The sequence below is a fragment of the Paenibacillus sp. J22R232 genome, assembly GCF_056269165.1.
The window spans coordinates 119,324-144,621 of sequence record NZ_JBWDNK010000001.1; the positions used below are offsets into that span (position 1 = coordinate 119,324).

General features: G+C 51.7%; 21 protein-coding genes. 19 read left to right on the forward strand and 2 right to left on the reverse strand.

The features are described from left to right. Window positions 1-6: 6 nt before the first annotated feature. The 7 genes from AC0YN3_RS00510 to AC0YN3_RS00540 all read left to right on the forward strand — a co-directional run bounded on the left by AC0YN3_RS00510 (window position 7) and on the right by AC0YN3_RS00540 (window position 10,936). Complete coding sequence (locus AC0YN3_RS00510; protein WP_475773221.1) at window positions 7-1,425, forward strand: hypothetical protein; 1,419 nt, start codon at window positions 7-9, stop codon at window positions 1,423-1,425. Between the two features lie 131 nt (window positions 1,426-1,556). Then, window positions 1,557-2,198, forward strand: coding sequence for a hypothetical protein (locus tag AC0YN3_RS00515; protein ID WP_475773222.1), 642 nt, complete (start codon window positions 1,557-1,559; stop codon window positions 2,196-2,198). A gap of 25 nt (window positions 2,199-2,223) precedes the next feature. After that, on the forward strand, window positions 2,224-5,292 hold the full coding sequence (locus AC0YN3_RS00520; protein ID WP_475773223.1) for an alpha-mannosidase: 3,069 nt from the start codon (window positions 2,224-2,226) through the stop codon (window positions 5,290-5,292). 18 nt (window positions 5,293-5,310) lie between these two features. Then, window positions 5,311-6,222, forward strand: coding sequence for an ABC transporter permease (locus AC0YN3_RS00525; protein WP_475773224.1), 912 nt, complete (start codon window positions 5,311-5,313; stop codon window positions 6,220-6,222). A 13-nt stretch (window positions 6,223-6,235) separates the two neighbouring features. Further along, entirely contained in the window at window positions 6,236-7,129 is an 894-nt protein-coding gene (locus tag AC0YN3_RS00530) for a carbohydrate ABC transporter permease (RefSeq protein WP_183563925.1), read from the forward strand. Between the two features lie 54 nt (window positions 7,130-7,183). Continuing rightward, the gene (locus tag AC0YN3_RS00535) at window positions 7,184-8,848 is read left to right on the forward strand and encodes a type 2 periplasmic-binding domain-containing protein (protein WP_475773225.1); all 1,665 of its coding nucleotides are present in this window, start codon (window positions 7,184-7,186) and stop codon (window positions 8,846-8,848) included. A 78-nt stretch (window positions 8,849-8,926) separates the two neighbouring features. After that, complete coding sequence (locus AC0YN3_RS00540) at window positions 8,927-10,936, forward strand: glutaminase family protein (protein ID WP_475773226.1); 2,010 nt, start codon at window positions 8,927-8,929, stop codon at window positions 10,934-10,936. 52 nt (window positions 10,937-10,988) lie between these two features. On the opposite strand, the gene AC0YN3_RS00545 is transcribed toward AC0YN3_RS00540, so the two are convergent. Then, window positions 10,989-11,135: a hypothetical protein gene (locus AC0YN3_RS00545; RefSeq protein ID WP_475773227.1), complete on the reverse strand. Its 147-nt coding sequence runs from the start codon at window positions 11,133-11,135 to the stop codon at window positions 10,989-10,991. 153 nt (window positions 11,136-11,288) lie between these two features. Between AC0YN3_RS00545 and AC0YN3_RS00550 the strand changes: the two genes are divergently transcribed. The 9 genes from AC0YN3_RS00550 (at window position 11,289) to AC0YN3_RS00590 (ending at window position 18,252) form a co-directional block, all read left to right on the forward strand. Continuing rightward, on the forward strand, window positions 11,289-12,266 hold the full coding sequence (locus tag AC0YN3_RS00550) for an ABC transporter ATP-binding protein (protein WP_475773228.1): 978 nt from the start codon (window positions 11,289-11,291) through the stop codon (window positions 12,264-12,266). Next, window positions 12,266-13,069: an ABC transporter permease gene (locus AC0YN3_RS00555; protein ID WP_475773229.1), complete on the forward strand. Its 804-nt coding sequence runs from the start codon at window positions 12,266-12,268 to the stop codon at window positions 13,067-13,069. Before AC0YN3_RS00550 ends, AC0YN3_RS00555 begins: the two co-directional genes overlap by 1 nt. Before the next feature lie 4 nt (window positions 13,070-13,073). Continuing rightward, entirely contained in the window at window positions 13,074-13,856 is a 783-nt protein-coding gene (locus tag AC0YN3_RS00560; RefSeq protein ID WP_475773230.1) for an ABC transporter permease, read from the forward strand. Between the two features lie 95 nt (window positions 13,857-13,951). Then, on the forward strand, window positions 13,952-14,860 hold the full coding sequence (gene hprK / locus AC0YN3_RS00565; RefSeq protein ID WP_475773231.1) for an HPr(Ser) kinase/phosphatase: 909 nt from the start codon (window positions 13,952-13,954) through the stop codon (window positions 14,858-14,860). A 145-nt stretch (window positions 14,861-15,005) separates the two neighbouring features. Continuing rightward, window positions 15,006-15,458 carry a GyrI-like domain-containing protein gene (locus AC0YN3_RS00570; RefSeq protein ID WP_475773232.1) on the forward strand — a complete coding sequence of 151 codons (453 nt, stop codon included), beginning with the start codon at window positions 15,006-15,008 and terminating at the stop codon, window positions 15,456-15,458. 119 nt (window positions 15,459-15,577) lie between these two features. Continuing rightward, the gene (locus AC0YN3_RS00575; RefSeq protein ID WP_475773233.1) at window positions 15,578-16,057 is read left to right on the forward strand and encodes a hypothetical protein; all 480 of its coding nucleotides are present in this window, start codon (window positions 15,578-15,580) and stop codon (window positions 16,055-16,057) included. Beyond that, complete coding sequence (locus AC0YN3_RS00580) at window positions 16,054-16,845, forward strand: PhzF family phenazine biosynthesis protein (protein ID WP_475774249.1); 792 nt, start codon at window positions 16,054-16,056, stop codon at window positions 16,843-16,845. The genes AC0YN3_RS00575 and AC0YN3_RS00580 overlap by 4 nt, the downstream gene beginning before the upstream one ends. A 4-nt stretch (window positions 16,846-16,849) precedes the next feature. Beyond that, complete coding sequence (locus AC0YN3_RS00585; protein WP_475773234.1) at window positions 16,850-17,104, forward strand: DUF2164 domain-containing protein; 255 nt, start codon at window positions 16,850-16,852, stop codon at window positions 17,102-17,104. Window positions 17,105-17,454: 350 nt separating this feature from the next. After that, window positions 17,455-18,252, forward strand: coding sequence for a helix-turn-helix transcriptional regulator (locus AC0YN3_RS00590; RefSeq protein WP_475773235.1), 798 nt, complete (start codon window positions 17,455-17,457; stop codon window positions 18,250-18,252). An 8-nt stretch (window positions 18,253-18,260) separates the two neighbouring features. Here AC0YN3_RS00590 and AC0YN3_RS00595 read toward each other — a convergent pair whose 3' ends face one another. Then, window positions 18,261-19,433, reverse strand: coding sequence for a GGDEF domain-containing protein (locus tag AC0YN3_RS00595; protein ID WP_475773236.1), 1,173 nt, complete (start codon window positions 19,431-19,433; stop codon window positions 18,261-18,263). Between the two features lie 130 nt (window positions 19,434-19,563). Here AC0YN3_RS00595 and AC0YN3_RS00600 point away from each other — a divergent pair, with 130 nt between their 5' ends. The 3 genes from AC0YN3_RS00600 to AC0YN3_RS00610 are packed head-to-tail and all read left to right on the forward strand — an operon-like array spanning window position 19,564 to window position 25,274. Next, window positions 19,564-20,691: a glycosyltransferase family 4 protein gene (locus AC0YN3_RS00600; protein ID WP_475773237.1), complete on the forward strand. Its 1,128-nt coding sequence runs from the start codon at window positions 19,564-19,566 to the stop codon at window positions 20,689-20,691. A gap of 33 nt (window positions 20,692-20,724) precedes the next feature. Beyond that, the gene (locus AC0YN3_RS00605) at window positions 20,725-22,008 is read left to right on the forward strand and encodes a metallophosphoesterase family protein (RefSeq protein WP_475773238.1); all 1,284 of its coding nucleotides are present in this window, start codon (window positions 20,725-20,727) and stop codon (window positions 22,006-22,008) included. A gap of 47 nt (window positions 22,009-22,055) precedes the next feature. Further along, on the forward strand, window positions 22,056-25,274 hold the full coding sequence (locus AC0YN3_RS00610; RefSeq protein ID WP_475773239.1) for an AAA family ATPase: 3,219 nt from the start codon (window positions 22,056-22,058) through the stop codon (window positions 25,272-25,274). Window positions 25,275-25,298 lie beyond the last annotated feature (24 nt).

Consider the following 25,298-nt stretch of genomic DNA (forward strand, 5'->3'; position numbering starts at 1 on the left):
TTGCATTTGGCCAGAGATCGACGCGAAGAAAAAACGGGTTTTCAAGAGTCAGCGCCGTATGGCGTTTCCTATGATTTACAGACCGACTTTGTTATGGTCTACGGAATCGATGAGACGATGCAGGAACGAATTAAGCAGTGGAGCGAAAAAGGCTACATTATTCATTTGATGACCGGGGTAGCTTGGGGGAATTATCAAGATTACTTGGATGGGCATGTGGATGGGCGAGACCACTGGGATGAGGCACAGACCGACAGGAATGGCGAACGCATCATACACGGCGTTACGCCGGATATCCCTTATATGGTCCCAACCCTGAGCTATACGAAATTTTTGGCGGATTCCATTCGTTTAGCGGTCGACGCCGGCGTAGAGGCCATTCATTTGGAGGAGCCGGAGTTTTGGGTGAATGGCGGTTATTCGGAAGCGTTCAAGCGGGAATGGCGATTGTATTACAGGGAGCCTTGGTTACCGCCTCATTCGTCCGCAGATGCACAGTTCAGAGCTTCGAAGCTAAAGGCGCACCTATACACTCGCAGCTTGGATCGTTTATGCACGGAATTAAAGGAATATGCCTTGACGCGATACGGTCGTGATTTGCGCTTTTATGTGCCGACCCATAGTTTGATCAACTACACGCAGTGGAGAATCGTAAGTCCGGAATCGCAATTAATCGATCTTCCCTCAGTCGATGGCTATATTGCCCAAATTTGGACAGGGACGTCGCGGACACCGAATGTTTATAAAGGGATAAGGAAAGAAAGAACCTTCGAAACCGCCTATCTCGAATATGGCATTATGCAGGAGCTGGTCAGGGAAACAGGGAAACGGATGTGGTTTCTTCACGATCCAATCGAAGATAACCCAACCTATACTTGGGCGGATTACAAGCAGAACTATTGCCGAATCGTAGTAGCTTCATTGCTTCACCCCGAAGTTTCCCGCTATGAGGTATCGCCATGGCCGAGACGGGTTTTTGAAGGACAATATCCATCGGAAGACGGCAGCGGGAAAGAAGGTATACCGCCAGGCTACGCTACCATGCTGCTGAATATCATGCATACGCTTGGGAATATGGAGCATGAATTGGAGCCATCCGAGGAAACAAGGTCGCGAATTGGCGTGTTAATCGCGGATTCGGCGATGTTCCAACGCTTGAAGTTCGATGAGAATAGCTCTGCTCCGTTAAACAAGTATGACGGGACGAGTACGGCTGCTCTGGAGCCGAATGGAGACACGGAACTGCTTGATTTCTCTTCTTTCTACGGACTGGCGCTGCCGCTGCTCAAACAAGGCATTCCCGTTCGCCCCGTGCAGTTGGATAACGTACGCAGATTCGCGGATTATCTGAGTGATTACCGGGTCCTATTGCTAAGCTACGAGTTCATGAAGCCGGAATATCCGGATCTGCATTTCGCGCGTTAGCCGGATGGGTCAGGAACGGAGGAGCGCTCATCTATGTCGGAGACGATTCTGATCCCTACCACGCGATTCGCGCTTGGTGGAATGAAGGAAGCTTAGGCTATGCCTCTCCAAGAGAGCATCTGTTCGCGCAATTGGATATAGACGGCGCACATAGCAGCGTAAGCTCAGCGGGTAAAGGAGCGGTTGGATATCTAGCCGTCAATCCCGCCTCATGCGCGAATTCCGCCGAAGGTGCCGATGAACTATTAAACATGGTAGCGAGTACGGTTAGCTCGGTTGCGAGGGCGCCAGTCGAGCTCCAGTCCAAGCACTACTTCTACCTGCGGAGAGGCCCGTATATCATTGCCGCTGTGCTTGAGGAATCCGTAGCAGAGACGCCGCTCACGATTGCGGGCCCCGTAGTTGATTTATTCGATCCGGAGCTCCCGATTCTGCGAGAGGTTAGCATGGCTCCAGATGAGCAAGCCTTTTTGTTTGATGTGGAAAAGGGAAGGCCCGCACATGGGGGAGTCGAATGTATCGCAGCATCCTCACGAATTGAAGCGCTTGCACAAAGCGAAGCAGGTTTCGAGTTTCGAGTAAAGGGTCCCGAACACATACGGGCGGTGGCAAGATTCTATTGCCCGAAGAAGCCGGTATCAGCCATGCTGGCATGCAGCGGCAAAAAGGAAATCATCCTGTTCGAGTGGGATGCGGGATCTGAGACGGTTTTGCTGAAATACGAGCATCGCAGCGATGCGGACGTGGTTGTGAAAGTGAGATGGGAAAGCTGATCATAATTGAAAAAGGAGACTGTATATGCCATATGAGACGATCAGGCCGGAACAGCTGAAATCGATGCTGGAGGGTTGGAAGCAACAAATCTATACGCCATTGTCGGAGCTGCGCGTTCAAGCGTGGGTAACGCCGGAGCCAGTTTCCTTTGCGGAGCGGAGGTCTGGACGAATGGTAGAGCTCGCTCCAGGTGACCGTTGGGGGAGCTTATGGGATTGCGCATGGTTTCATTTCACCGGCCAGGCAGATGAATCCGTCAAAGGGTCGAAGCTCGTACTGTTGATTGATATTAATGGTGAGCTTTGCCTCGTTGACGATGAAGGTTCTCCCGTACAGGGGTTAACGAATATCAATTCGGAATTCGATTATTCGCTCGGTTTGCCAGGCAAGAGGGTCGTACACGTGAACGAAAGCGCAACGGGTCAGGAAGCTATTGACCTATGGGGGGATGCGGGCTGCAATGATTTGTTCGGACGGTACCGCAGCGGCACGCTGAAGGAAGCGGTGATCGCCGTTTGCCGCGAGGACTTAAGACAGCTGTATTACGATGGAGAAGTGCTTCTCGAGACAGCAGAGCGGCTTCCTGAGGGGTCAGCGCGGAAAACGCAAATTTTCCAGGCATTATATGACGTGTCGCTGCTGCTGACTGAACTGACGGATGAGCGCGTTGCTCGCGCGCGGGATATCCTTGGCAAACAGCTTGCGAAGCGAGGCGGCGATCCGGTGCTGACGGTCAGCGCGATCGGCCATGCGCATATCGATCTCGCATGGCTGTGGCCGATCCGGGAAACCATTCGCAAGGGAGCAAGGACCTTCTCGACGGCGCTGCGCATGATGGAGCGCTATCCCGATTATGTCTTTGGGGCAAGCCAACCTCAGCTTTACGAATGGATGAAGCTTTATTACCCGAAGCTGTTCGAAGAGATCAAGCAGCGCGTGCGCGAGGGACGATGGGAGCTGCAGGGCGCAATGTGGGTGGAAGCCGATACGAATGTGCCGAGCGGCGAGTCGCTTGTCCGGCAAATTTTGTACGGGAAGCGATATTTCCAGAAGGAGTTCGGGCAGGAGATGAAATCGCTATGGATGCCGGATGTGTTCGGATATACGGCAAGCTTGCCGCAAATGCTGAAGAAATCCGGCGTTGACTACATGATGACGCAGAAGCTGTCTTGGAGCGTGTACAATAAGCACCCCCACCACACCTTTATGTGGGAGGGTATTGACGGCTCGCAGGTGCTGATGCATATGCCGCCGGAGGATACTTACAATAGTCCGGCTGCGCCGCGCTCGGTCATAAAGGCGGAAACGGAGTATTTGGACAAAAACGTGTCAGAGCAATGCCTCATGCTGTTTGGTATCGGCGATGGCGGAGGCGGTCCGGGTGAGGAGCATTTGGAGAGGCTCGCCCGCGAGAAGAACCTGCTTGGCCTCAGTCCGGTGGTGCAGCAGCATTCTTCCGAATTTTTCGAAAAACTGAATCAAGGATCGGAACGGTATTCCTCTTGGCGAGGAGAGCTGTACTTAGAGAAGCATCAAGGGACGCTGACGAGCCAAGCAAGAAACAAAAAGTATAACCGGAAGCTAGAGAAGGCGCTGCGAGAGCTGGAATTTGCTTCGGTGCTGGCTGGTTTGACAAACGGATACCGTTATCCAGCCGAAGAGCTGGAGGAGATTTGGAAGGAAGTGCTGCTGTACCAGTTCCATGATATTTTACCAGGCTCCTCCATTAAACGGGTGTATGATGAGTCGCTGGAGAGATACGCGATCTTACAAAGACGAGTTAATCAAATGGTATCAGATACCTATCGTTCCGTAGCTGGCCAATTGCAAGCAGAATCAGAAGGAGAACAGCTTGTCGTCTTTAATTCCTTGCCTTGGGAGCGGAACGAATGGCTGAAAATAGACGGGCAGTGGCAGCATGCCATCGTACCGCCAATGGGCTATGCGGTGGCAGGATCGCGCATGCCTGGAGCCGAAGCAGAGGTAGCAGTCGCGGCGGATTCGATGACGGCATCACCCGTTCGGGAAGCGCGGGCTTCAGAAGCCCTTATGCGCATAGAGAATGATTTGCTTGCGATTACTTTCGCGGAATGCGGTGCCATTGCCTCGATTTATGATAAGGAGCATCAGCGCGAGGTTGTAGCTTCGGATGAGAGGGCCAATGAGCTTCGCGTTTATTATGACTCAGGCGATGCGTGGGATTTCCGTCAGGATTATCGCTTAACAGAAAATCAGTTCATGCTTTTAAGCGATGCGGTTGAATTCTCGGATGGTCCCTCGGCAGGCGTTATCCAAAGGTATGCATTCGGGGCATCTACGCTAACGCAAAAGATCGTGTTGATGGAAGGAAGCAGAAGGATCGACTTCGTCACGGATGTCGATTGGCGGGAAACGGGCAAAATGCTGCGCACTTCGTTTCCGGTAAATGTCCGGTCTGACACTGTGAGCTGCGAGATTCAGTTCGGTTATTTGAAACGGCCAACTCATCGGAATACGATGTGGGATTATGCGAAAGACGAAATTTGCGCGCATCATTGGGTGGATTTGTCGGATCCGGGTTACGGTGTAGCGCTGCTTAATGATTGTAAGTACGGACACAGAGCGGAGGGCAGCGTGCTGGATCTGAACCTGCTGCGCAGCACCACGAGCCCAGATCCAGAAGCAGATCGCGCGGAGCACTCTTTCACTTATTCTCTTTACCCGCATAACGGAAATCATGTACAGGCGGAAGTTTATAAACGAGGCTATGAGCTCAATATCCCACTTCAGGCAGTGGCTGTTTCACGCACGGAGAGCCCGAGCAAGCTCGCACCTTTGCTGACCATTCTAAGCGCGGATCATCCGAACGTGATGGTGGAAACGGTGAAGAAGGCAGAGGACGGAAGCGATCTTATCGTACGTCTATACGAAGCGGCCGGTACGAGCGTTGAAGCTGCATTAAGTCTTGGCTTTCATACCGATGAGGCGTGGCTGGTCGATTTGATGGAAGAGAACATCCAAACGGTGCCGGTTGCAAACGGGAAAATAGCATTATCCTTCGCTCCGTTCGAGATTAAGACTTTGCGATTGACGAATCAAGCGATGACGCTATAGGGAAAGGAGAAAGGGCTTATGAGTTCATCTCTGCTTTGGAAGAAGATCTGGCAGCATAAAGTGTTTTATTTCTTTCTGCTGCCGGGTCTCGCCTGGTTTTTCATCTTTTCTTATGTCCCGTTATTCGGCATCCAGGTCGCATTCCGCGACTATACATTTTCGGGAGGCTTTACCGGTAGTCCATGGGCGGGGCTGAAATATTTCCAACAATTTTTCGATTACTACAAATTCGAGCAAATTCTCCGCAACACGATCATTATCAGCTTCTTGAAGCTGTTCATCGGATTCCCGATGCCGATCCTGCTCGCGATTTTACTGAATGAGATACGAAGCATTAAATTTCAGAAAACCGTGCAAACGCTTTCTTATTTACCGCATTTCGTGTCCTGGATCGTCGTAGTTACCCTCATGCAGCGGCTCCTTTCCCTACATGGGGGACCAGTCAACGAGCTGCTAATCGCTTTAGGGATGGAGCCTGTCCAATTCTTATACAATACCTCCTGGTTCTATCAGGTTATTGTGGGCTCGGACATTTGGAAGAGCATCGGGTGGAACTCGATTATCTATATGGCCGCTATTGCCGGCATCGATCAACAGCTGTATGAGGCTGCGAAGATCGACGGAGCAAATCGGTTTCGGCAAATTTGGCATGTGACTTTACCTGGCGTGCGCAATATCGCGATTATTCTATTCATTCTATCGATTGGCAGCTTGATGAGCGCAGGCTATGAGCAGCTGCTGCTCCTTAGCGGTCCGGCTACGGCGGGAATCGGCAGCGTGCTGGACGTACATGTAATTCAATCCGGCATTAGCGAGGGCAGGCTAAGCTATGCGGCAGCGGTCGGCTTGTTCCAAAGCATTATCGGCTTGGTTCTCATTTTGGCGGTCAACCGCATTGCCCGCAAGGTTAGCGACGTATCCCTCTTCTAAAGGAAGTGACGAGATGAAACGCCATTTGTCCATATTTACGATCCTTAACTATATCTTTCTGGCTTTGGTCGGATTTTCGATGATCTATCCATTCATTTATATTTTGGCGTACTCGCTTAACGACGGGAAGGACTCCATGCTTGGTGCTTTATACTTCCTGCCCCGCAAGCTTACGCTGGACAATTATGCGGAGGTATTCGAAAACGCGAGAATTTGGCAGGCTTACAAAATCACGTTGGCCCGAACGCTGCTTGGCACATTGCTGCATGTAGGGCTAAGCACGCTGATGGCTTATGCGCTGTCCAAAAAATCGCTGCCGGGAAGATCGTTTTTCGCTTTCTATATTTTCCTGCCGACCATATTCAGCGCGGGCTTCATTCCGTTTTTCATCACGCTTCAAAAGTTGCATCTCATCAATACCTTTTGGGTATATGTCATTCCGATGCTATTCAATTTCATGCATATTGTCATCATACGAACCTTTCTGCAAGGCATCCCGGAGGAGCTCGAGGAATCCGCGCGAATTGACGGATACGGAGATTTTCAGATTTTTATGCGCATCATTTTGCCTCTGTCAGGTCCCGTGCTTGCCACCATCTCCTTGTTTATCGGGGTTGCCCATTGGAATGATTGGTTTACGGGAGCCTATTACGTCTCGGATAAATCCTTGATTCCCGTACAAACCTTGCTTCAGGAAATGCTTACGCAAGCGGAAGCACTGTCTTCCTCGATGCAGCGCTCAGCGCAGCAGGGCGGCCAGACGATAAGCGCAAGCGCAGGCGGGTCAACGCCTGAATCGCTGCGGATGGCTCTGCTCGTTATTACCGTTTTCCCGATTCTGTGCATCTACCCGTTTTTGCAGCGGTATTTCGTAAAAGGTGTCATGATCGGGTCTGTCAAAGGATAACGGTCTTCTCGAAGGACTTTATCATATTTTTCTAATTTGAGATGGAGGGGTAATATGAGGAATTTGGGATTAAAAGGGGCAAAGCTGTTTCTTGCAGCCGTTCTATTTTCTGGGGTACTGGCTGGATGTGCGAACAAGGATGATGCTAATAACGAGGCAAGCGAAGGAGCTTCCAGCACGAAGGAAGTGACGCTGAAAGTGCTTCATAACTGGAATGGTTCAAGCGGCGCCGAAGTGGATATGACCCCGGTGGAGAAGGTGATAAAAGAGAAGACCGGCGTCACGGTAGAATGGGAATATACGACAGGCAGCGAAACGGAAAAGGTCAATGCGATCTTCGCAACGCAAGATTTGCCAGATATTTATACGGGACCTGCTTGGGGAGGCGAGCTTGACGGCATCATTAAAGCAGCCAAAGAAGATCAACTGGTCGACTTCTCGGATAAGCTGGACAAATACCCGAATTTAGCAAAATCGATTGCCAAAGAAAATGTGCCTCCTGCTTTGTACGAGAAAGGCATTGACGCCTATGACGGCAAGAAATACCTGCTGCTGCAAAACCAGCCTGCCACCGACAAGGACGGTACGGATTGGTTATACGGTTTTTATGTGCGCAAGGATATTGCGGAGGCCGTAGGCGTCGATCCGCAATCGGTTAAAACCAAAGAAGAGTTTTACCAATTCCTGAAGAAAATCAAGGACGCGAATCTCCAAGCCAACGGCCAGCCGGTCATTCCGCTCGGCGGGTTCAGCAATGGCTGGGCCGTCGGAATAGCCAATACGATGTTTTACGGCGGTGCCGGATATGTTGACAATGGAGACGGAACAATCGAGAACAGCTTCTTCTCGAAAGGTTATGACGATTACACCTTGTATTACCGCAAGCTGCTGTCAGAGGGTCTTCTTGACGCGGAAGCGTTCACCCAAACGGATCCAATCGCGAAGGAAAAAATCGTGCAAGGGCGCGTAGCCATCCTTGCCGCGCATTATCCTGCCATCCTCGACGCAACGAAGGAGTATGTGAAGGCGAATCCGGGCAGCGACTTTATACCGGTTGGACCTCTTGAACGCGCGGGAGCGGAGCCGGATCGCCCAGTCGATCTAGGGATTCAAGGCAATAACGTGACAGCGATTACAAAAGCCTGCAAAGATGTGGATGCCGCGCTGCGCCTGCTCGATTATCTCGCTTCCGATGAGGGCTTCATGCTCGTTCGCTATGGGGTGCAAGGCGTCCACTGGGATATGGAGAACGGTAAGCCGACAGCGAAGAAAGAATGGTTCGATAAATTTGCAGCTGATACGTCAGGCAAGCTGACTGCCCGCAAAAACGAAGGCCTCGAGATCGGCTTCTCCTCCATGTCGGGCATGGATCGCATCAACTCGGTTGCCGGCGGCGATATATGGCTCGATCAAGAGCGCATTGCCGCGATGGATCATGCGCGTGAAATTTTGCGACCGAATGGCATTAAGGTGATTACGGCTTACAATCCTGGCGACGTCATCATCAAATCCGACAAGTGGGAAATGTTGAAGCCTTCGATGGACAAAACAAATGACGCTTGGAAAGAAGCGGTTTATGCCAAGTCGGATGAAGCGGCGCTGAAGATCTTGAATGAGCTGCGCGAGCAATTGAGGAAAACAGGCTATGACGAAGCGATGAAATTCACTAACGAAAACCTAAAGGGCAAAGAAGTCGTTACGATGCAGTTGCCGAATTAATAAGACCGAGGGGGGAGCCTGACTGCTCCCCCTTAGCAACACCAGACGTTTATAAAAATGAAGAAAAAGGAGATGCATATGGTGTCGCACTCGTTTAGACCCCCTTCCGTCCCTCTGATTACGGTAGATCCTTATTTTAGCGTATGGTCGGCATCGGATCATTTGTACGATGATCATACGAGACATTGGACGAATAAACGCAACAGCATGACTGGCATCATTCGGATTGACGGCAATGCCCGCGTGTTCATGGGAAAATTAGAGTTGAATGAGCATGCGAGTGGCGGACAACCAAACGTAATGGTACAGAAGGACTTGAAGGTTGAGGCTGTGACTAGCACGTATACGTTTGAAGTCGAAGGCGTCGAGCTGGAAGTGTTATTCACTAGCCCGCTGCTGCTGGACGATCTGGATTTGTTGTCGAGGCCTGCTTCCTATATGACCTTCCGCGTTCGTTCAATAGATGGCAAGCCGCATGAAGTCAAAGTCTATATGGATATCTCCGCCGAATTATGCGTGAATACGACGGATCAAAGGGTAGGCTGGTCGCGTAAAACAATCGACGGCGGCATAGAGGCTATGCGAATAGGTACGGTAGAACAGCCCGTTTTGGCACGAACGGGCGATGATACGCGCATTGATTGGGGCTATGTGTATTTGGCCATTCCGCAGCCTGACAAGCAAGAAACAACGATACATTCCTATCAAGCCAGAGAAAAATTTATGCAAGACGGCCATCTGCCAAGAGGCGATGATGAAGCACAACCGCGGTCTGCGGAGGAGCAGACGCCGGTGATGGCTGCTGTATTGGATTTTGGCCTGGTACAAGATCGGCAAGTCTCGCAATATGTGGTTGCCGCATATGACGATATCCATTCCATCGAATATTTCGGAGAGAAGATGAATGCTTATTGGCGGAGAAATGGGATGAGCTTTGAGGAAATGCTCGTTTTGGCAGTTGCGCAATATGAAGAAATACAAGCCAAATGCGAAGCATTCAACAGAATGCTTACGGAGGAGAGCCGTACAGTAGGAGGGAGTCATTACAGTGACATATTATCGCTCTCCTACCGGCAGGCCATCGCGGCGCATAAGCTGGTCAACGATGAGAACGGCGAGATTTTATTTTTCTCCAAAGAAAATTTCAGCAATGGCTGCATCGCCACGGTAGATGTGAGCTATCCATCGATTCCGTTGTTTTTGCTTTATAATCCAGAGCTGGTTAAAGGGATGCTCAGGCCTATATTCAGATATGCGGGCAGCGCAGCTTGGCGATTTCAATTCGCACCGCATGATGTAGGCTGTTATCCGATTGCTAACGGTCAGGTCTATGGGGAGAATGAGCTGGAGAACCAAATGCCGATTGAGGAATGCGGCAATATGCTCATTATGGCGGCTGCCGTTTGCTCGTACGAGCAGAATGCTGACTTTGCGAGGGAGCGCTGGGCGCTTCTGACCGAATGGGCGGGTTACTTGAAAGAAAACGGCATGGACCCTGCCAATCAACTGTGTACGGATGATTTTGCCGGTCACTTGGCCCATAACACGAACCTCTCTATTAAAGCGATAAACGGTATCGGGGCATATGCGATTCTGTGCAGGATGTTGGGAAAACCGGAGGGAGCCGCCTACTACGATGCTGCAAAAGAAATGGCGGATAATTGGATGAGCATGGCAAGTGCAGGGGATCATTACAAGCTGACGTTTGACAGCGCCGAGGAGAGCTGGAGTCTTAAATACAATCTCGTGTGGGACCGGCTGCTTGGGCTTAACTTATTTCCTCAGCAGGTCATTGAACGAGAAAACCGGCATTACGCAGCTAAACAAAATAAATTCGGCACTCCGCTCGATAGCAGGAATACCTATACCAAGCTCGATTGGCTCGTATGGAGTGCTTCGACGTTAAGCTCCAAAGCGGAATTCGAGCAAGCGATAGCTCCGATCTGGCATTTTTTGAATGAATCGCCAAGCCGTGTTCCCGTAACCGATTGGTACGATACGAAAACCGGCGCGCAGCTCAATTTCCAGAACCGTTCCGTTGTCGGCGGCCTATTTGTCCGATTACTAAAACCGATTACGCAATCATAAAGCGAAGGGCTTCCAGTTCGTCATGCAACATGACGGCGGAAGCCCTTTTCTTTTATTCTTCCTTATGAACGGTATTCTGCTCGGGTGATGCATCAGCGGATATTTTATCCTTTACGTATTCGTCTTGGTCGCTGCCCCAGACAAAATCGTAATTTGTCATATCCGGTTTGTAGGCTTCTTCTTTCTGTTTTTCTTCCATAGGCTCAGCTCCTTTCATGCTAGTGTGTGCTATGAAATGGGAAATTAGTCAAATGGCGAATAAGCGATTCTCTCATGCTTGAAAAATACATTGACACCGCTCGTAGAGGAATGATAACATTTTTCTTCCAAATCATGTACGGAGGTACAAAAGGTGATTATCGTAAAGGGCTTATCCAAAGCCTATCAGGTGGCAAAGCGTTCATCAGGCGTCAAAGAGGCGATGAAGGCATTATTCAAAAGGGAATACAAGGTTGTGGAAGCGCTTAACGACATTTCCTTCACGATTGAGCCAGGTGAGATTGTCGGCTATATCGGACCGAATGGAGCGGGGAAATCAACAACGATTAAAGTCATGAGCGGCATTCTAGTTCCGGACGGCGGTACGTGTACGGTCATGGGCTATACGCCATGGAAGGACCGCGTGCAATATGTGAAGCATATCGGAGTTGTATTCGGACAGCGTTCGCAGCTGTGGTGGGATGTGCCGGTTATCGATTCGTTCGATTTGCTGCGAGATATTTATAAGGTGCCTGAAGAAGAGTATCAGAGTACGCTGGCGCTGCTAACCGAGACGCTTGAGCTGCAAGAAATTATTCACATGCCGGTGAGGCAGCTTAGCCTAGGCCAGCGAATGCGCTGCGAAATCGCCGCTTCGCTGCTGCATAGCCCAAGCGTCCTGTTTTTGGATGAGCCAACGATCGGCCTGGATGCAGTGTCCAAAATTGCGGTGCGGCGTTTTATCCGTACGATTAATGAAGAGAAGGGCGTTACCGTCATTCTAACCACGCATGATATGAATGACATTGAAGCCCTTGCCAATCGGATTATCCTTATCGGCAAAGGCAAGCTGCTTTATGACGGCAGCTTAAGCGCCATTCGCGATCAGTTCGGAACGTTAAAAACGATGACGGTCGTATACAGCCATCATGCCGAGCTGCTCAAGGTAGAAGGCGCGGTTTTAGAAGCCTGGTCGCCGGAGCGCGCCGTGCTAAGCGTAGACACTTCGCGGACTGTCATCAGCGACGTGCTGATCAGCTTGTCCAAGCAGGTGGAGATTCTTGATGTTGCGATTGACACGCTGCCAATCGAAGATATGATCATTCAGCTCTATAAGGAGCATCAGCTATAATGAGAGCTTACTTATCGGTGTTTAAGCTGCGACTGACGAATGGATTGCAGTACCGCACGGCAGCGCTTGCCGGCGTTGCCACGCAATTTTTCTGGGGCTTTATTATTATTATGGTATTTGAAGCGTTCTATAGCGGTACGGTAACAGAGCCGCCAATTACGCTGAAACAGCTCATCACCTATGTATGGCTGCAGCAGGCATTCCTTGCTTTTATTATGCTGTGGTTTCGCGACAATGAGCTCTTCCAGCTCATTACATCGGGCAACATCGCGTATGAGCTATGCAGACCAAGCGGCATATACGGTTTATGGTACGCGAAGCTGCTGGCGCAGCGACTATCGAGTGCGCTGTTGAGAAGTATGCCTATCCTGGCCGTTGCGCTTCTGCTGCCTGAACCGTACCGGCTGCCGCTGCCGGCTGATCCGGCTGCTTTCATATTATTTGTGTTTGCATTGTTGCTGGGCCTATGCTTGATTGTTTCGCTTTCCATGCTCATGTATATATCCGTATTTATAACCTTATCGCCAGCAGGCTCGCTGCTTATGTTCGGCGTCATTGGCGAGTTTCTCTCCGGTATGGTGATTCCCGTGCCGCTTATGCCGGATTGGCTGCAAAGCATCGTGTACGTGCTGCCGTTCCGCTGGACTGCCGATTTTCCGTTCCGTGTCTATTCCGGTCATATCGAAACTAGCGAAGCGTTAATCGGGATCGCGATCCAGTTGGTTTGGCTTGTCCTACTGATCACAATCGGGAAACTCGCAATGGCCAAAGTATTGCGCAACGTAGTCGTAAATGGAGGGTAAGCAGATGAAGCTGTACGGGAAATATATCGAGGTTTTGTTTAAATCACAAATGCAGTACCGAACATCGTTTTGGCTGCTTGCTTTCGGCCAATTTCTCATTCCGTTCTCGGTACTCGCCGGGCTTTACTTCATGTTTGAACGCTTCGGCCAAATTAGGGGGTGGGAATTCTCTGAGGTCGCGCTGTGCTTCTCCATTATTCATATGTCATATGCGATAAGCGAATGTTTCGCAAGAGGGTTCGATTCTTTCTCGGCTCTCGTTGGCAATGGTGACTTCGATCGCTTCCTTGTCCGTCCCCGCAGCACCGTATTGCAAGTTCTCGGCTCCAAATTCGAATTTTCTCGAGTAGGCAAGCTCGCTCAAAGCATAATTGTACTGGGATGGGCGGTAGGCCAGCAATTAGCGGACTGGACGATGCTGAAGGGACTTGTGCTGCTTTTTATGATTGTGAGCGGAGTGTTCGTTTTTACGGGGATCTTCATACTTGCGGCAACCATGTGTTTTTGGACGGTGCAGGGACTGGAGATCGCTAATATCTTCACCGACGGCGGACGGGAAATGGCACAGTATCCGCTAAATATTTACCAGAAATGGGTAACGCGGTTTTTCACGTTCATTATTCCGTTTGGCTGCGTGAATTATTTGCCTTTGCTTTATTTGCTGGACAAAACGACGGGCAATCCGCTGCCCTATATGCTGGCTCCGCTCGCTGGCATCCTTTTTATCGTTCCGTGCTTGTTGGTGTGGCATGTGGGAGTCCGCCATTACCGTTCAACCGGTTCATAGAAGATGACGATTTGGTTACAGCGGCAGGGAAATGCAAAGTCGTGTGGAATCCTTACCCTTAACAAAAAACGGAGCAGAGAAGGGGGATCAGCAGGATGAAAGCAATAGAGGTTAGCGAGCTTGCGGCGCAATTTTCGCTGGAGGTGCTCGCAGGCGTCAACCAGCTTGACCGAAAGATCATGAAGGCAAGGGCCTATCGTCCGGGGCTTGAATTCGTCGGTTATTTCGAATTTTTCCCGCAAGAGCATATACAGATACTAGGCAAGAAGGAAATTACCTACTTGCACAGCTTAAGCGAGAACGAACGCAATCACCATATCGGAAATATCGTCAAATACCATCCGCCTTGCTTTGTCGTCACCGCAGGACAAGAAGGGCTGAAATATTTGACCAAATATTGCGACCAGGAGGGAATACCTTTGCTGCGCACGAATGTGGCTACGGCACAGTTCCTCGGCATGCTGGACGCTTACCTACTCAAAACGCTCGCGCCTGAGATCTCCATACACGGCATATGTTTAAACGTGTCCGGTATTGGCATATTGCTGCGCGGGAAGTCCGGCATAGGGAAAAGCGAAACCGCGCATACGCTCATAAGACGCGGGTCCAGACTCGTCGCGGACGACATTGTCGTGCTCAAGAAGCTGAGCTCGCGCACGCTGCTTGGAACGCATAACGAGAAAACCAAGGAATTTCTTGCGCTGCGCAGCATTGGGCTCATCAATGTTGTGAGATTATATGGAAGACAGGCCTTCCAGGATGAAACGAGGATCGTCCTCGACATTGAGCTTACCAAATGGCGAGACAACGAGCTCAACAATGATTTGGAGCTTGAGCCGAAATTTACGGAATATATGGGTGTCCAAATCCCGCATATCGAAATCCAGCTGCAGCCGGGACGGGACGTCGCAGGTTTAATTGAAGCAGCTGCGAACAATTGGTATTTGAAGCAGCAGGGATACAGCGCACTGGAAGAATTCATGAAAAGGCTGGAAGTCGAGTAAGCTAATAAAGTCAAGGCAGCTTTGTCCCTTTACGCATGATGATCATGTAAACAACTACCCATTGAGAGTCAAAACATGATACACTATGAGCAGAGAAAGCTCATCCTAGCGCACAAGTCCTGACAGATTCGAAGGAGGAAATCGCGTGGAAAACTGCTCAATCGTATCAAAGCCAGCCCTTCATTTGGCAGGCATTAGCTATTGCGGACCTTATTCATCCTTTCCGGATGAGGCAATTAGGCTGCAAACCGAGTTTTTGACGCGCAAGCATGAGCTGAACGACGCTGTCAAATCAACGGTGCTGTACAGCCCGTATTTCGGCAATGAGGCATTCGCTACCTACTGGGCTTGTTATGAGGTTCAACATCTGGAGGAAGTTCCCCCAGGCATGGTGCAGTTCACGATCCCCGAGCATCGATACGCGATGGTCGCCTGTTCCAACAAAAGAATCGGCGAAGGATACGAGCAGCTTAATGCGTGGATAAGCGAGATGCGGTTAGAGAAACAGGATAACGCGGTTTCGCTGGAATTGTTTTATATTGACGAGCATCATTTGGAGGAAGAGCCGGTCGAGCTGCTCATTCCCCTCAAAGGATAACCCATATAGAGTGCTTGCGCGCAAGTGGAACGGAGAACGGCATACCTGCCGCTTGCTTCGGATCCAATTGCGAAGGCAGGCACTTTTTATTTGCAAGCCGACAGGGAGGGGAGAGGATCGTGCATTCGGTTAAAGACAATGGCGCTGTACGACATAGCAGTCTGGTCGTGCTGCTCCTATTCGGCCTATTGACTGGGGCGCTGAGCGGAGTCATTCTCGGCTTGGTGATGAAGCTGCTTGGGCAATTAACCGGAACAGGCGTTTATGTTCTTCTCCTTAACGTTGATTTTATTGGCTGGCTTCCGGGCATTCGTTCAGAGCTGTTCGAGTTTTTGCTTCATTTGTCGGCAGCGCTGCCTTTGGGCATTCTTTTTTTGGCCATGCTTAGAATTTGGAGCTCGCCGCTAAAACTGGGACTCGGGATGGGCACGGCCATCGCCTGTTGTACGTGGATACCGTTGACACAGCTTTCAGAGAGAACGCCTTCGACGCTGGACGGGGCTGCTTTAATGATGTGGATTTCGGGCCATCTTATATATGGTTCTGTTCTAGCTGCGTTAGGATACATATGGATGAAGAGAGGTTGGGAAAAAGCATGAGCTTTGATCTATACATCGTAGACGCATTTACGAAAGAACGCTTTAAGGGAAATCCGGCTGCTGTATGCTTCGTGAACGAGCCGCAGCCTGAAAGCTGGATGCAGCAGGTTGCGATGGAAATGAATTTATCGGAAACGGCATTCGTGAGTCCGTCAGAGGATGGCTGGGGATTGCGCTGGTTTACGCCGCAGGCGGAGGTTGATCTATGCGGCCATGCCACGCTGGCGACTGCGCATGCGATGTGGCAATCCGGGAGATTGCAACCGGATGAAAAGGCGCGCTTCCATTCAAAAAGCGGCATTCTGACCGCTGCGCGAAACGGGGAATGGATACATATGGATTTCCCTTCAGAGCCGCCGCTTGCAACGGTTGCCCCAGAGGAGCTTATGCAGGGGCTTGGACTTATACCAAGGTTTGTCGGGCGAAATCGAATGGATTATTTCGTTGAGGTGGACAGCGAGGAGACGGTGCGAACGCTGCGGCCGGATTTCGCCTTGCTTGCCAGGCTTGACGCACGGGGCGTTATCGTAACGAGCAAGAGCGAAGACGCGCGTTATGACTTCATATCGAGAGCTTTCTATCCGGGAACCGGAGTTGACGAGGATCCTGTTACGGGTTCGGCCCACTGCGCTCTGGCACCTTATTGGGCCAAACGGCTGCGCAAGCATGAACTGACGGGATATCAAGCATCCGCGCGCGGCGGGGTCGTCAAGGTTAAGCCGGATGGAGACCGCGTCTTTATGTCGGGACAAGCTATAACCGTCTTAAAAGGTCAATTGGAGGGATGAGCATATGTTCATGATGAAGCTCCCCAAGGAGCAGAAAGAACAGTTAACCGGAAAGATACAGCAATACTTCGAGCTGGAGCGTTCAGAAACGATTGGCTCGATCGCAGCGGAACAGCTGCTCGAGTTCGTAATTCAAGAGATTGGCCCCCATCTATATAACCATGCCATTAGCGATGCTCGGAAAGCTGTCCTAGAACGCATGCAAACGCTTGAGGACGAGCTTTATGCCCTTGAGAAGCCGATTGTGACTAAACGATAGAAGTAAAAACCCAACAGCCAATTCACGTTAAAGCTGCACACCGATTTGTATGTAAGTTGAACGTAAAAAATGAAGGTTAAGCGAAGCGAGAAGATCGTTCTGGAGAAACGAAGTGTTCGCCTTTGCAGCCCCCATATTCTTACCTTTACATGTCTAATGAGATCAAAGAATCTGGCTGCAACAGCGATCGTAAGTACGATCTACTCGCGCAGCGCCCAAAACGCAAATTTTCAGTTCAACTTATATGGCAAATTTGCTTTTTCCTTCCCTTATGCGTTATGCTATTATAGATACGAACATAAGTTCTTATTTGTGGTGGGGTAGAAGCATAACGGGAGGAAGATGCAGCCATGGTTACGGATCGGTATGCAGAAATAGACGGAGTGATCGCTTATATTCACGATAATATTTATGAGCCGCTCCCGCTTTCGAAGTTAGCCGGTTATGCCGGATACAGCAATTTTCATTTCACGCGCATCTTCAAAGAGAGGACAGGCCTCTCTCCCTTATATTATGCATCCTCGCTTCGTTTGCAGAAGGCAAAGGATTTGTTGCTGCAAACCCATTTAAGCATTCGCGATGTCGGTTTGGAAATCGGCCAGCAAAGCCTCGGCACATTTACATCCAGATTTACGGAGAGGGTCGGCGTAGCGCCGTCAGAATTCCGCAATTCAAAGCTGCAAGCCAGCCAACAGCTGGATGCGCTGCAGCAGTTGAATAGCTGGCAGTCACTGTATGTGCCTTCGAAGCATATGGACCGAGTCGAGGGGAGCGTACAAGCCGTAGTGCCGTTCGAGGGAATCGTACTTATTGGGTTATTCGCGAGACCGATACCGGAAGGGCTGCCCCTGTACGGTACGCTGCTCTCTTCACTCGGCCATTTCTGTCTGACCGATGTTAAGCCAGGCATTTATTATTTGATGGCAACGTCCATTTCGTGGGGCACGCAGGCCAAAGATATGCTGCTCCCGCATGCGACACTTCGGACAAGATCGAAGGATCCCATTATCGTGACTGCGTACGATAACGTTCCATTTCAACAGGTTATGCTGCATGAACCGCGTGCGGATGACCCTCCGATCCTGATTTCCCTACCCTTGCTGATGAATAACTTTCTCAAGCGGATTATGCCTGCTGCCAGCTGTTAATACCGCAGTCAGGCAAGTGTTTTTTTAGAAGCCGACGTTGCTTTGAATTGCGTAACTTTGTTTTTGCCCGTTGTTTTCGAGAGGTACATAGCTTCGTCCGCCTGCTTGATCATCTCCTGTACGGCCTTGCTCTCCTTGGAGGTGCTGAAGCCGACGCTTATCGTAACCATCGTTTCCTGCTCCACTCTTCGACGGATTGATTCGGCCACGATCTCAGGCTTCACGCGCTCAGAGCTGACGCAACTGAGCAGCTCTTCCCCGCCATAACGCCCGGCAGCCCCAATCCCGCTTGATTCCTCTTTGATGATCTCGGCAACCTGCTTAAGCACGCCGTCAGCCTTGTGATGACCGTGCGTATCGTTTAATTTTTTGAAATTATCAATGTCACAAAAAATAATCGCCATCGATTTGCTGCCCTGGAGCAGCTGCTCTGCCTTGGAATAGAAATGCCGGCGATTATAGAGCCCCGTCAAGCCGTCCATAATGGAGGATTGATAGGTAAACATAAGCCGTTCGATCACCCATTCAAAGAGCAAGAGAAAGAGCAGGGTATAATAAACGATGGGAAGAAGCTGGCTAAGCGAGATTAACCAGAGCAGCGATTCGTGAAATACGTAGACATTAGCCAGTCGTGCCAGCTCGCTCGCGAAAAAGACGATCAAGCTTGCGTAATATTTAGAGCTAAGGTCAGCGCCTCTTGTGTCCAGCATGACCATAAGGATCACGATTAGCCCGTAAAAGTCGAGAGCAGGGAAGGTGACGGTCCCAGAGTGAACGGCCGACTCAGCCGTAATAGGCGAAAGAGCAATTTGTATGCCTGCAACGACCAGTGTCATCATACTCATAATGATAAAAGGGATCACTTTCAGCTCGGCTGAGCGATGAGTATATAATTTCATGAAAACAAAGTTTATAATAATAAATGAAATGATCTGCATGATCGTGAAGCTCAAATACAGATAAGGCGACAATGACCAGCCTGGGTAGGCGAGCGCGACCAGCAGGCATTGCTTGGCAATGATTAAGGGAATGGCCGTAATGAGCAAGCGATAGATCCGTTTGTTGCGGTAGCTTACATAAAGCCTGACCGACATGAAGAGCATTAGGATAAGGATGACGATAACAGCTGACGACGAGAGCAGCTGTCCGTTCGGGCCTGAGAGCCATTGTGTAATTGTCATGAGTTAACCACCGTTATCTAGTATTGGATGCCATAGCTTTACAGAAACATATGTTCTAATATATCATGTTTTACGGTAATCGAATAGCTGAGATATTTGTATGATGTTTGACCTCGAAAGGATGGGACGCATGAATATTTTACAAGCATTGTTTTTTCCACCGGAGCAGCCGGGCGGAGTATCTTCCATGATCCCGTACATTCAAGACCGTTTTATCAAGCTTGGCTGGCAAATGGAGTTGTTCTCATTGCCGAAGCGCGTACGCAGCAAAGGGCAAGAGGAGGTTCTATTCGAAACCTTCGACCACACGGTCTACAGCGGGAATATAATGGTAGACAAATATATACAAACCTACAAAGATTACGTATGGTGGACCAAAATGAGAATTAAAAAGCCATACGATATTATACATGCGCATCACCCGATTGCCGCGCTAGTTATGAAGCAGCTGTTCCCGGAAACACCGCTCGTCGTGACCATCCACTCCAGCTATGAGCGAGAGCTTATCTTGAACGGAAAAATCAAAGAGGGCGGTCCAGAGCATCTTTTTCTTATGAGCCTTTACGGAGAGCTGGAAGCGAAAGCGGATCATTTGCTTACGGTATCTGAATCTTTCCGATCCTATATTGCGCCTCATATCAACCATCCGGAGAAAATCAAGGTCATTCCGAATGGGTTTGATGAAAAAAGGTTTAAGCCGATTTCCCATGAAAATGCCGTCACGCAGCTCATTACCGTCTGCAGGCTCGTCCCAGCAAAGGGGCTCGACGTGCTCCTCCATGCCTGCGCAGAGTTGAAGCGGAGAGGGCATCCGTTCGTACTCCATATTATCGGAGACGGGCCGATTCGCGAAGAGCTTGAAGCATTGGCGGTCGAGCTGGACTTGTACGATGATATTATTTTTTATGGCTACATGCTGCATCCAGAGGAATTCATGCCGTTTTTTGACGTATTCGTGCTGCCGTCGCGAGCTGAAGCATTCGGTTCCGTATTCGCCGAAGCGGCTCTTTGCTGGCTTGCCCTTGTCGGAACCAATGTTGGGGGCATAGCGGAGCAAATCGAAGACGGCATCAACGGATTGCTTGTACCGCCTGAGAATCCGGAAGCACTTGCCGAAGCGCTCGAGAAGGTCGTTACCGACCCAGCTTATCGCTACCATCTGGCAAGAGCCGGCTCGGAGAAAGCCAAAAAGGTATATTCGTTGTCGAGGGTAATCTCGCAGCTGAAGAAGGTCTACGTTCATATGAAGCCGGAATAACGGTTTAATCTATGGGAATAGGTGGTGTCGCCGATGTCGGTACCGTTTCGTTTCATTCATGCGGCAGATTTGCATCTGGATAGCCCCTTTCGCGGGCTTGCCAGCGCACCTGCCCCAGTTAGGGAAGCTTTAATGGAATCAACCTTTGCAGCGCTTCGGGAGTTGACGCATGCTGCCATTCAGTACCAAGTGGATTTCATTGTATTAGCCGGGGATTTGTTCGATGAGGCGGACCGCTCTTTGCGGGCACAGCTTGCGCTTGTGAAGGAATGGTCGAAGCTTGAGGAGCATGGCATTGCCGTATATGTCATTCATGGGAACCATGATCCGCTGAGCGGGGCGCGCGCGGAGCTTAAGCTTCCGCCCAATGTTGTTGTTTTTGGATCGGATCAGATGGAATATCGGCCGGCCTACCGCAGAAGCGGTGAGCTGGCTGCCTTTATTTACGGCAGATCTTATGGCAGCCGGATCGTGACCGAGAATATGGCTGCCTCCTATCAGACTCAGCCAGAGGCACCCTTTCATATTGCGATGCTGCATGGCAACGTCGATGGCGACGGTACTCATGACCCCTATGCTCCGTGCGAGCTGCAGGAGCTAATCGGCAGCAAAGGCTTTGATTATTGGGCGTTAGGCCATATTCATCATCGCCGCGTCTTGCACGAGTATCCCCATGTCGTATATGCGGGAAACGTGCAGGGGAGAAACCCGCGTGAAACGGGTGCCAAAGGCTGCATGATGATCGATGTGACGGCTGCCAAAGCGTTGGAGCTTTCATTTGTCCCGCTTGACAGCGTGCGCTGGCTGGAGCGGAGCATCTCAATAACTGGCATTGGCAGCGAGCAGGAGCTGCTGCAGCTGCTTGAAGAGGCGATGGACCTCGCGCTGGCGGATTCGGATGGCCGGATGGTCATGCTGCGTTTGGTCTTGAATGGCCGAGGAGCGCTCCATCATAAGCTTACGGAGCCGGTCACTCGTGTGCTGCTTGAGCAGCTGCAAGAAGGAAAAGCCTTAGCCGCAGGTGAAGGGTGGATCCATGTCTATGCGCTCGAAGCGAATACGGGAGCCGAGATTCGTGCAGAGGAGCTTGAGGCTGAAGACAGCTTTGCCGGCGAGCTCTACCGGATGAGCACGGAGCTTTCGAAAGATAAGCTGAAATGGCGCGCATTCGCACAGGATGCGATAAAAGGCGCGGCCAATCATGCCAAGCTTGGAAGGCTGCTGCGCAGCGAATGGGAGGAGCTTCCGGAACAGTGGCTGGAGCAGGGCCGTGAGCTGGCTCTTGGCCTGCTGCTCGGCAATGAACGAGAAAGCTAAGAGGCTCTGTATCGTTTTACGTTAATCTACTTGGAGGAGACAATCGCATGAAGCTCTTGAAGGCTGAAATTGACGGATTCGGGCAGCTTTACGGCAAACAAATATCGCTTGATGCGCCTGTTATTGTTGTTTATGGACCGAATGAAGCAGGTAAAAGCACAATGTTTGGTTTTATTCGATCCATATTGTTCGGATTTGCGAAACGAACGCTGCCCAATGAGCGCCAGGAACCGATAAACGGCGGAAAACATGGCGGAAGGCTGATCGTTAGCGGTGCTGGCGAGGAGACTTTTTTCGTTGAACGTTATGCTGCGGATGCCTCTGGCAAGCTGATGCTGAGAAAGATTGCAGGCATGCCGGGTGAGACGCAGCCTGAAGCTGGTGCGCTAACGCAAGCGGAATGGGAGCGCGATTATTTGGGAGGTGTCAGCGAGAAGCTGTACCGTCAGCTTTTTGCGATTACGCTTACGGAGCTGCAGGAGGTAGGTGCACTGTCCGGTGATGAGCTTGGCCGTTATTTGCATCAAGCAGGCTGGGACAACGGCAAGGCGATCGCGGCGGCGGAGAGGCGCATTGCCCAGGAGATGGAGCAGCTGTTCAAGCCGCGCGGTACGAATCAGCAGATGAATCAGCAGTTGAAATCGCTTGACCAGCTCGATGGAGAGCTGCGCAAGCGCGAGGACGCGATCCTTGCCTTCAATACGCTAAACATGCAGACGGCAAGCGTGGATGAGTCACTGAGCCTGCTTGAGCAGGAGAAGCCTGAGAAGGAAGCCAGGCAAGCACTGCTAGGCAGGGCTGTATCTTCAAGGCGGATATGGCTGCGCAAGCAGCAGCTGCAGATCGAGAGGGAAACAATCGCATATGCAAGCGCGTTTGATGCCCTGGACGAAAAGAGCTGGGCGGAGCTGATTAGGCGAAGAATGGAGCTGGAGAGCGAAAGTGAGCAGCTTCGGCAGAAATCGCTGCTTCTCGAGCTTCAGCTTGAGTCAACCGTCTATGATGAGCGAATCATCAGGCTTACGGAAGAGACGGAGGTTTTGCTGCAAGCGTCGGAGCATATGCGACAGCTGAAGGATGATGCGCAGCTGATTGCGTCCGAGCTTAGCGAGCATGATGAAATGATTGCAAGATTGGTTAGCAGCATTGCGCCGGAATGGACGGAGCGACAGCTTCGCGAGCTGCATGTCACCGTTGCCGATCGTGATTACGCGAGGACTGCGAGGCAGGAGGAGCTTGACTACGCGCGAGCGGCGGAGCGGTTCGCGGCGGAGCTTGAGACGCTTAAGCAGCAGGAACGGGAAGCGTCGGCAGCTTTCGAGGAGGCGAGCTCAGCCGCCACGCGGGAGGCACAGCGGCGAGAGCAGCTTGGGGGCAGCACCGGGTTCGAGGTGCTGCCGCTTGCGCGAGATGCGCTGAAGGGGGCGTGGAACGCCCTGGACAGCGCGCTTCGCGAGTGGGAGCTCGAGCGGGTGCGCTCTGCCGGAGCGGGCTCCGCGAGCGATAGCGCTGCGGGCGTCGGGACGGCGGCAGCGGGGCGGGGCGGAGCCGGCCTGCTGTGGGCCGCGGCGGCGGGAGCGGGCGGAGCCGCGCTGGCGCTTGGGGCTGCGGCGCTTGCCGGGGCAGGCGGCGGAGCGGGGATTGCCGCGCTCGCGCTTGCCGGGGCGGCGCTTGTGCTTGCCGCTGCAGCTATGCTGGGGAAGCGGAACGGCAGAAGCAGAAGCTACCGCGGCAAGGGAAGCAGCCAGCAGGCATTAAGCCAGATGGAGCAGCGAGTGCATCATCGGTTGGAAGCGCTCCTGAAGCAGCCAGAGGCAGCGGCAGCTGCTTTGCTCGCTGCCAAGCATGACAGCTCGCCAGAGCAGGTGCTCGCAGCTGAGCAGGCACGGACGCAGCTTCGCGCTGCCGTGGATCAATGCCTCGAGGCGCTGCAGAACAGCGAGCGCCTCGACAATAGCCGCAGCGAGCTCGCCCGCCGCCTGGACCGGCTGCGCGCGCACGCTGCAAGCCGCAGCGAGGCAGCCGCCACCGCCGCGCATAGCCGCCAAGCCGCCGCCGGGCAATGGGCCGGCTGGCTTGCAGCTCGCTCGCTGCCGGCGGGCATGTCACCGGCAGCTGCGCTGGAAGCCTTCGAGCTCGCCGAGCAAGCTTTGCAGCGGCTCCAGCAATATGACCGCTTGGCGGCAAAACAAGCCGCCGCTGCCAAGCAGCTGGCAGCATATGCCGAGCATGCCGCCAAGCTTTGCGGGCATCTCGAGGAAGCGAAGGCGCAGCTTGCGGCTGACCCCACGCTCGCGCTGCGGCTGCTGCATGCGGATATTCGCCGGCATGCAGCAGCCATGCAGGAATCGCGCGGCATACAGTCGCGCCAGAATGAGCTGGCAATCGCGCTGCGGGCAGCAGATCAGCAGCTGCAAGAAATCGCCAACCAGATGGAATTGCGATTAACGGAAGCCGGGCTTGCAAGCCAAGCCGAATACGAGCTGGCGATCGAGCACCGCCAAGCGTTACGGGACCTTGAGCTTGAATTGTCCAAGCTTGCGCTTGAGCTTACCGCGGGGATGTCCAGTGAAAGGGCGCTGGCGCTGGAGGAATTGTATGGCTCTTACGATGAAGACGAGCTGCAAGCCATGCAAACGGAGTCGCAAGCAGAGATTCAGGCGTTGGAGAATGTGAAACGGGAGCTTTTGGAGCAAAGGGGCAGGCTCAGGCAATCGCTTGATCTGCTCCTGCGGGAAGAGGAGCATCAGAAGCTGCTCTCCGACAGGGAAATGACAATTGCGAGCTTGGCGAAGGATGCGGAGCGTTATGCGGTGCTAGCGGTTAGTTCTGCTTTGATAAGCAAAACCAAACGTATTTTTGAAGAGGAACGGCAGCCTGTCGTGCTAAGGAAAGCATCTGAACTTATCGCAAAATTGACGGATGGCAAGTATATTCGGGTGTTATCGGCACCAGGCGAGCCTGGCATCAGGCTGGAATCGTCCGAAAGGCGAATCATTGACAGCGGAATGCTCAGCAGAGGTACGGCGGAGCAGGTATATCTAGCCATGCGGCTGGCTTTGGCTGAGGAAGCCTCGCGTGGCGCCAAGCTTCCTCTTATGTTGGATGATGTATTCGTTAACTTCGATCGGAGCCGGCTGCAAGCCGTTACCGGATTGTTGTCGGAGCTGTCCCGTGAACGGCAAGTGATCATCATGACCTGCCACGAGCATGTCCGCGACGCGATTCTATCAAACGTAGAGGATGCTTTGTTGGTGCAGCTATAACATTACCGGTAAAAGCGTTTGGAT

Coding starts and splice junctions, on each gene's coding strand:
- AC0YN3_RS00605 (WP_475773238.1), top strand. CDS start 20,725: ATGTCGGTACCGTTTCGTTTCATTCATGCGGCAGATTTGCATCTGGAT.
- AC0YN3_RS00530 (WP_183563925.1), top strand. CDS start 6,236: ATGAAACGCCATTTGTCCATATTTACGATCCTTAACTATATCTTTCTG.
- AC0YN3_RS00600 (WP_475773237.1), top strand. CDS start 19,564: ATGAATATTTTACAAGCATTGTTTTTTCCACCGGAGCAGCCGGGCGGA.
- hprK (WP_475773231.1), top strand. CDS start 13,952: ATGAAAGCAATAGAGGTTAGCGAGCTTGCGGCGCAATTTTCGCTGGAG.
- AC0YN3_RS00580 (WP_475774249.1), top strand. CDS start 16,054: ATGAGCTTTGATCTATACATCGTAGACGCATTTACGAAAGAACGCTTT.
- AC0YN3_RS00610 (WP_475773239.1), top strand. CDS start 22,056: ATGAAGCTCTTGAAGGCTGAAATTGACGGATTCGGGCAGCTTTACGGC.
- AC0YN3_RS00520 (WP_475773223.1), top strand. CDS start 2,224: ATGCCATATGAGACGATCAGGCCGGAACAGCTGAAATCGATGCTGGAG.
- AC0YN3_RS00555 (WP_475773229.1), top strand. CDS start 12,266: ATGAGAGCTTACTTATCGGTGTTTAAGCTGCGACTGACGAATGGATTG.
- AC0YN3_RS00540 (WP_475773226.1), top strand. CDS start 8,927: ATGGTGTCGCACTCGTTTAGACCCCCTTCCGTCCCTCTGATTACGGTA.
- AC0YN3_RS00585 (WP_475773234.1), top strand. CDS start 16,850: ATGTTCATGATGAAGCTCCCCAAGGAGCAGAAAGAACAGTTAACCGGA.
- AC0YN3_RS00525 (WP_475773224.1), top strand. CDS start 5,311: ATGAGTTCATCTCTGCTTTGGAAGAAGATCTGGCAGCATAAAGTGTTT.
- AC0YN3_RS00545 (WP_475773227.1), bottom strand. CDS start 11,135: ATGGAAGAAAAACAGAAAGAAGAAGCCTACAAACCGGATATGACAAAT.
- AC0YN3_RS00535 (WP_475773225.1), top strand. CDS start 7,184: ATGAGGAATTTGGGATTAAAAGGGGCAAAGCTGTTTCTTGCAGCCGTT.
- AC0YN3_RS00560 (WP_475773230.1), top strand. CDS start 13,074: ATGAAGCTGTACGGGAAATATATCGAGGTTTTGTTTAAATCACAAATG.
- AC0YN3_RS00590 (WP_475773235.1), top strand. CDS start 17,455: ATGGTTACGGATCGGTATGCAGAAATAGACGGAGTGATCGCTTATATT.
- AC0YN3_RS00595 (WP_475773236.1), bottom strand. CDS start 19,433: ATGACAATTACACAATGGCTCTCAGGCCCGAACGGACAGCTGCTCTCG.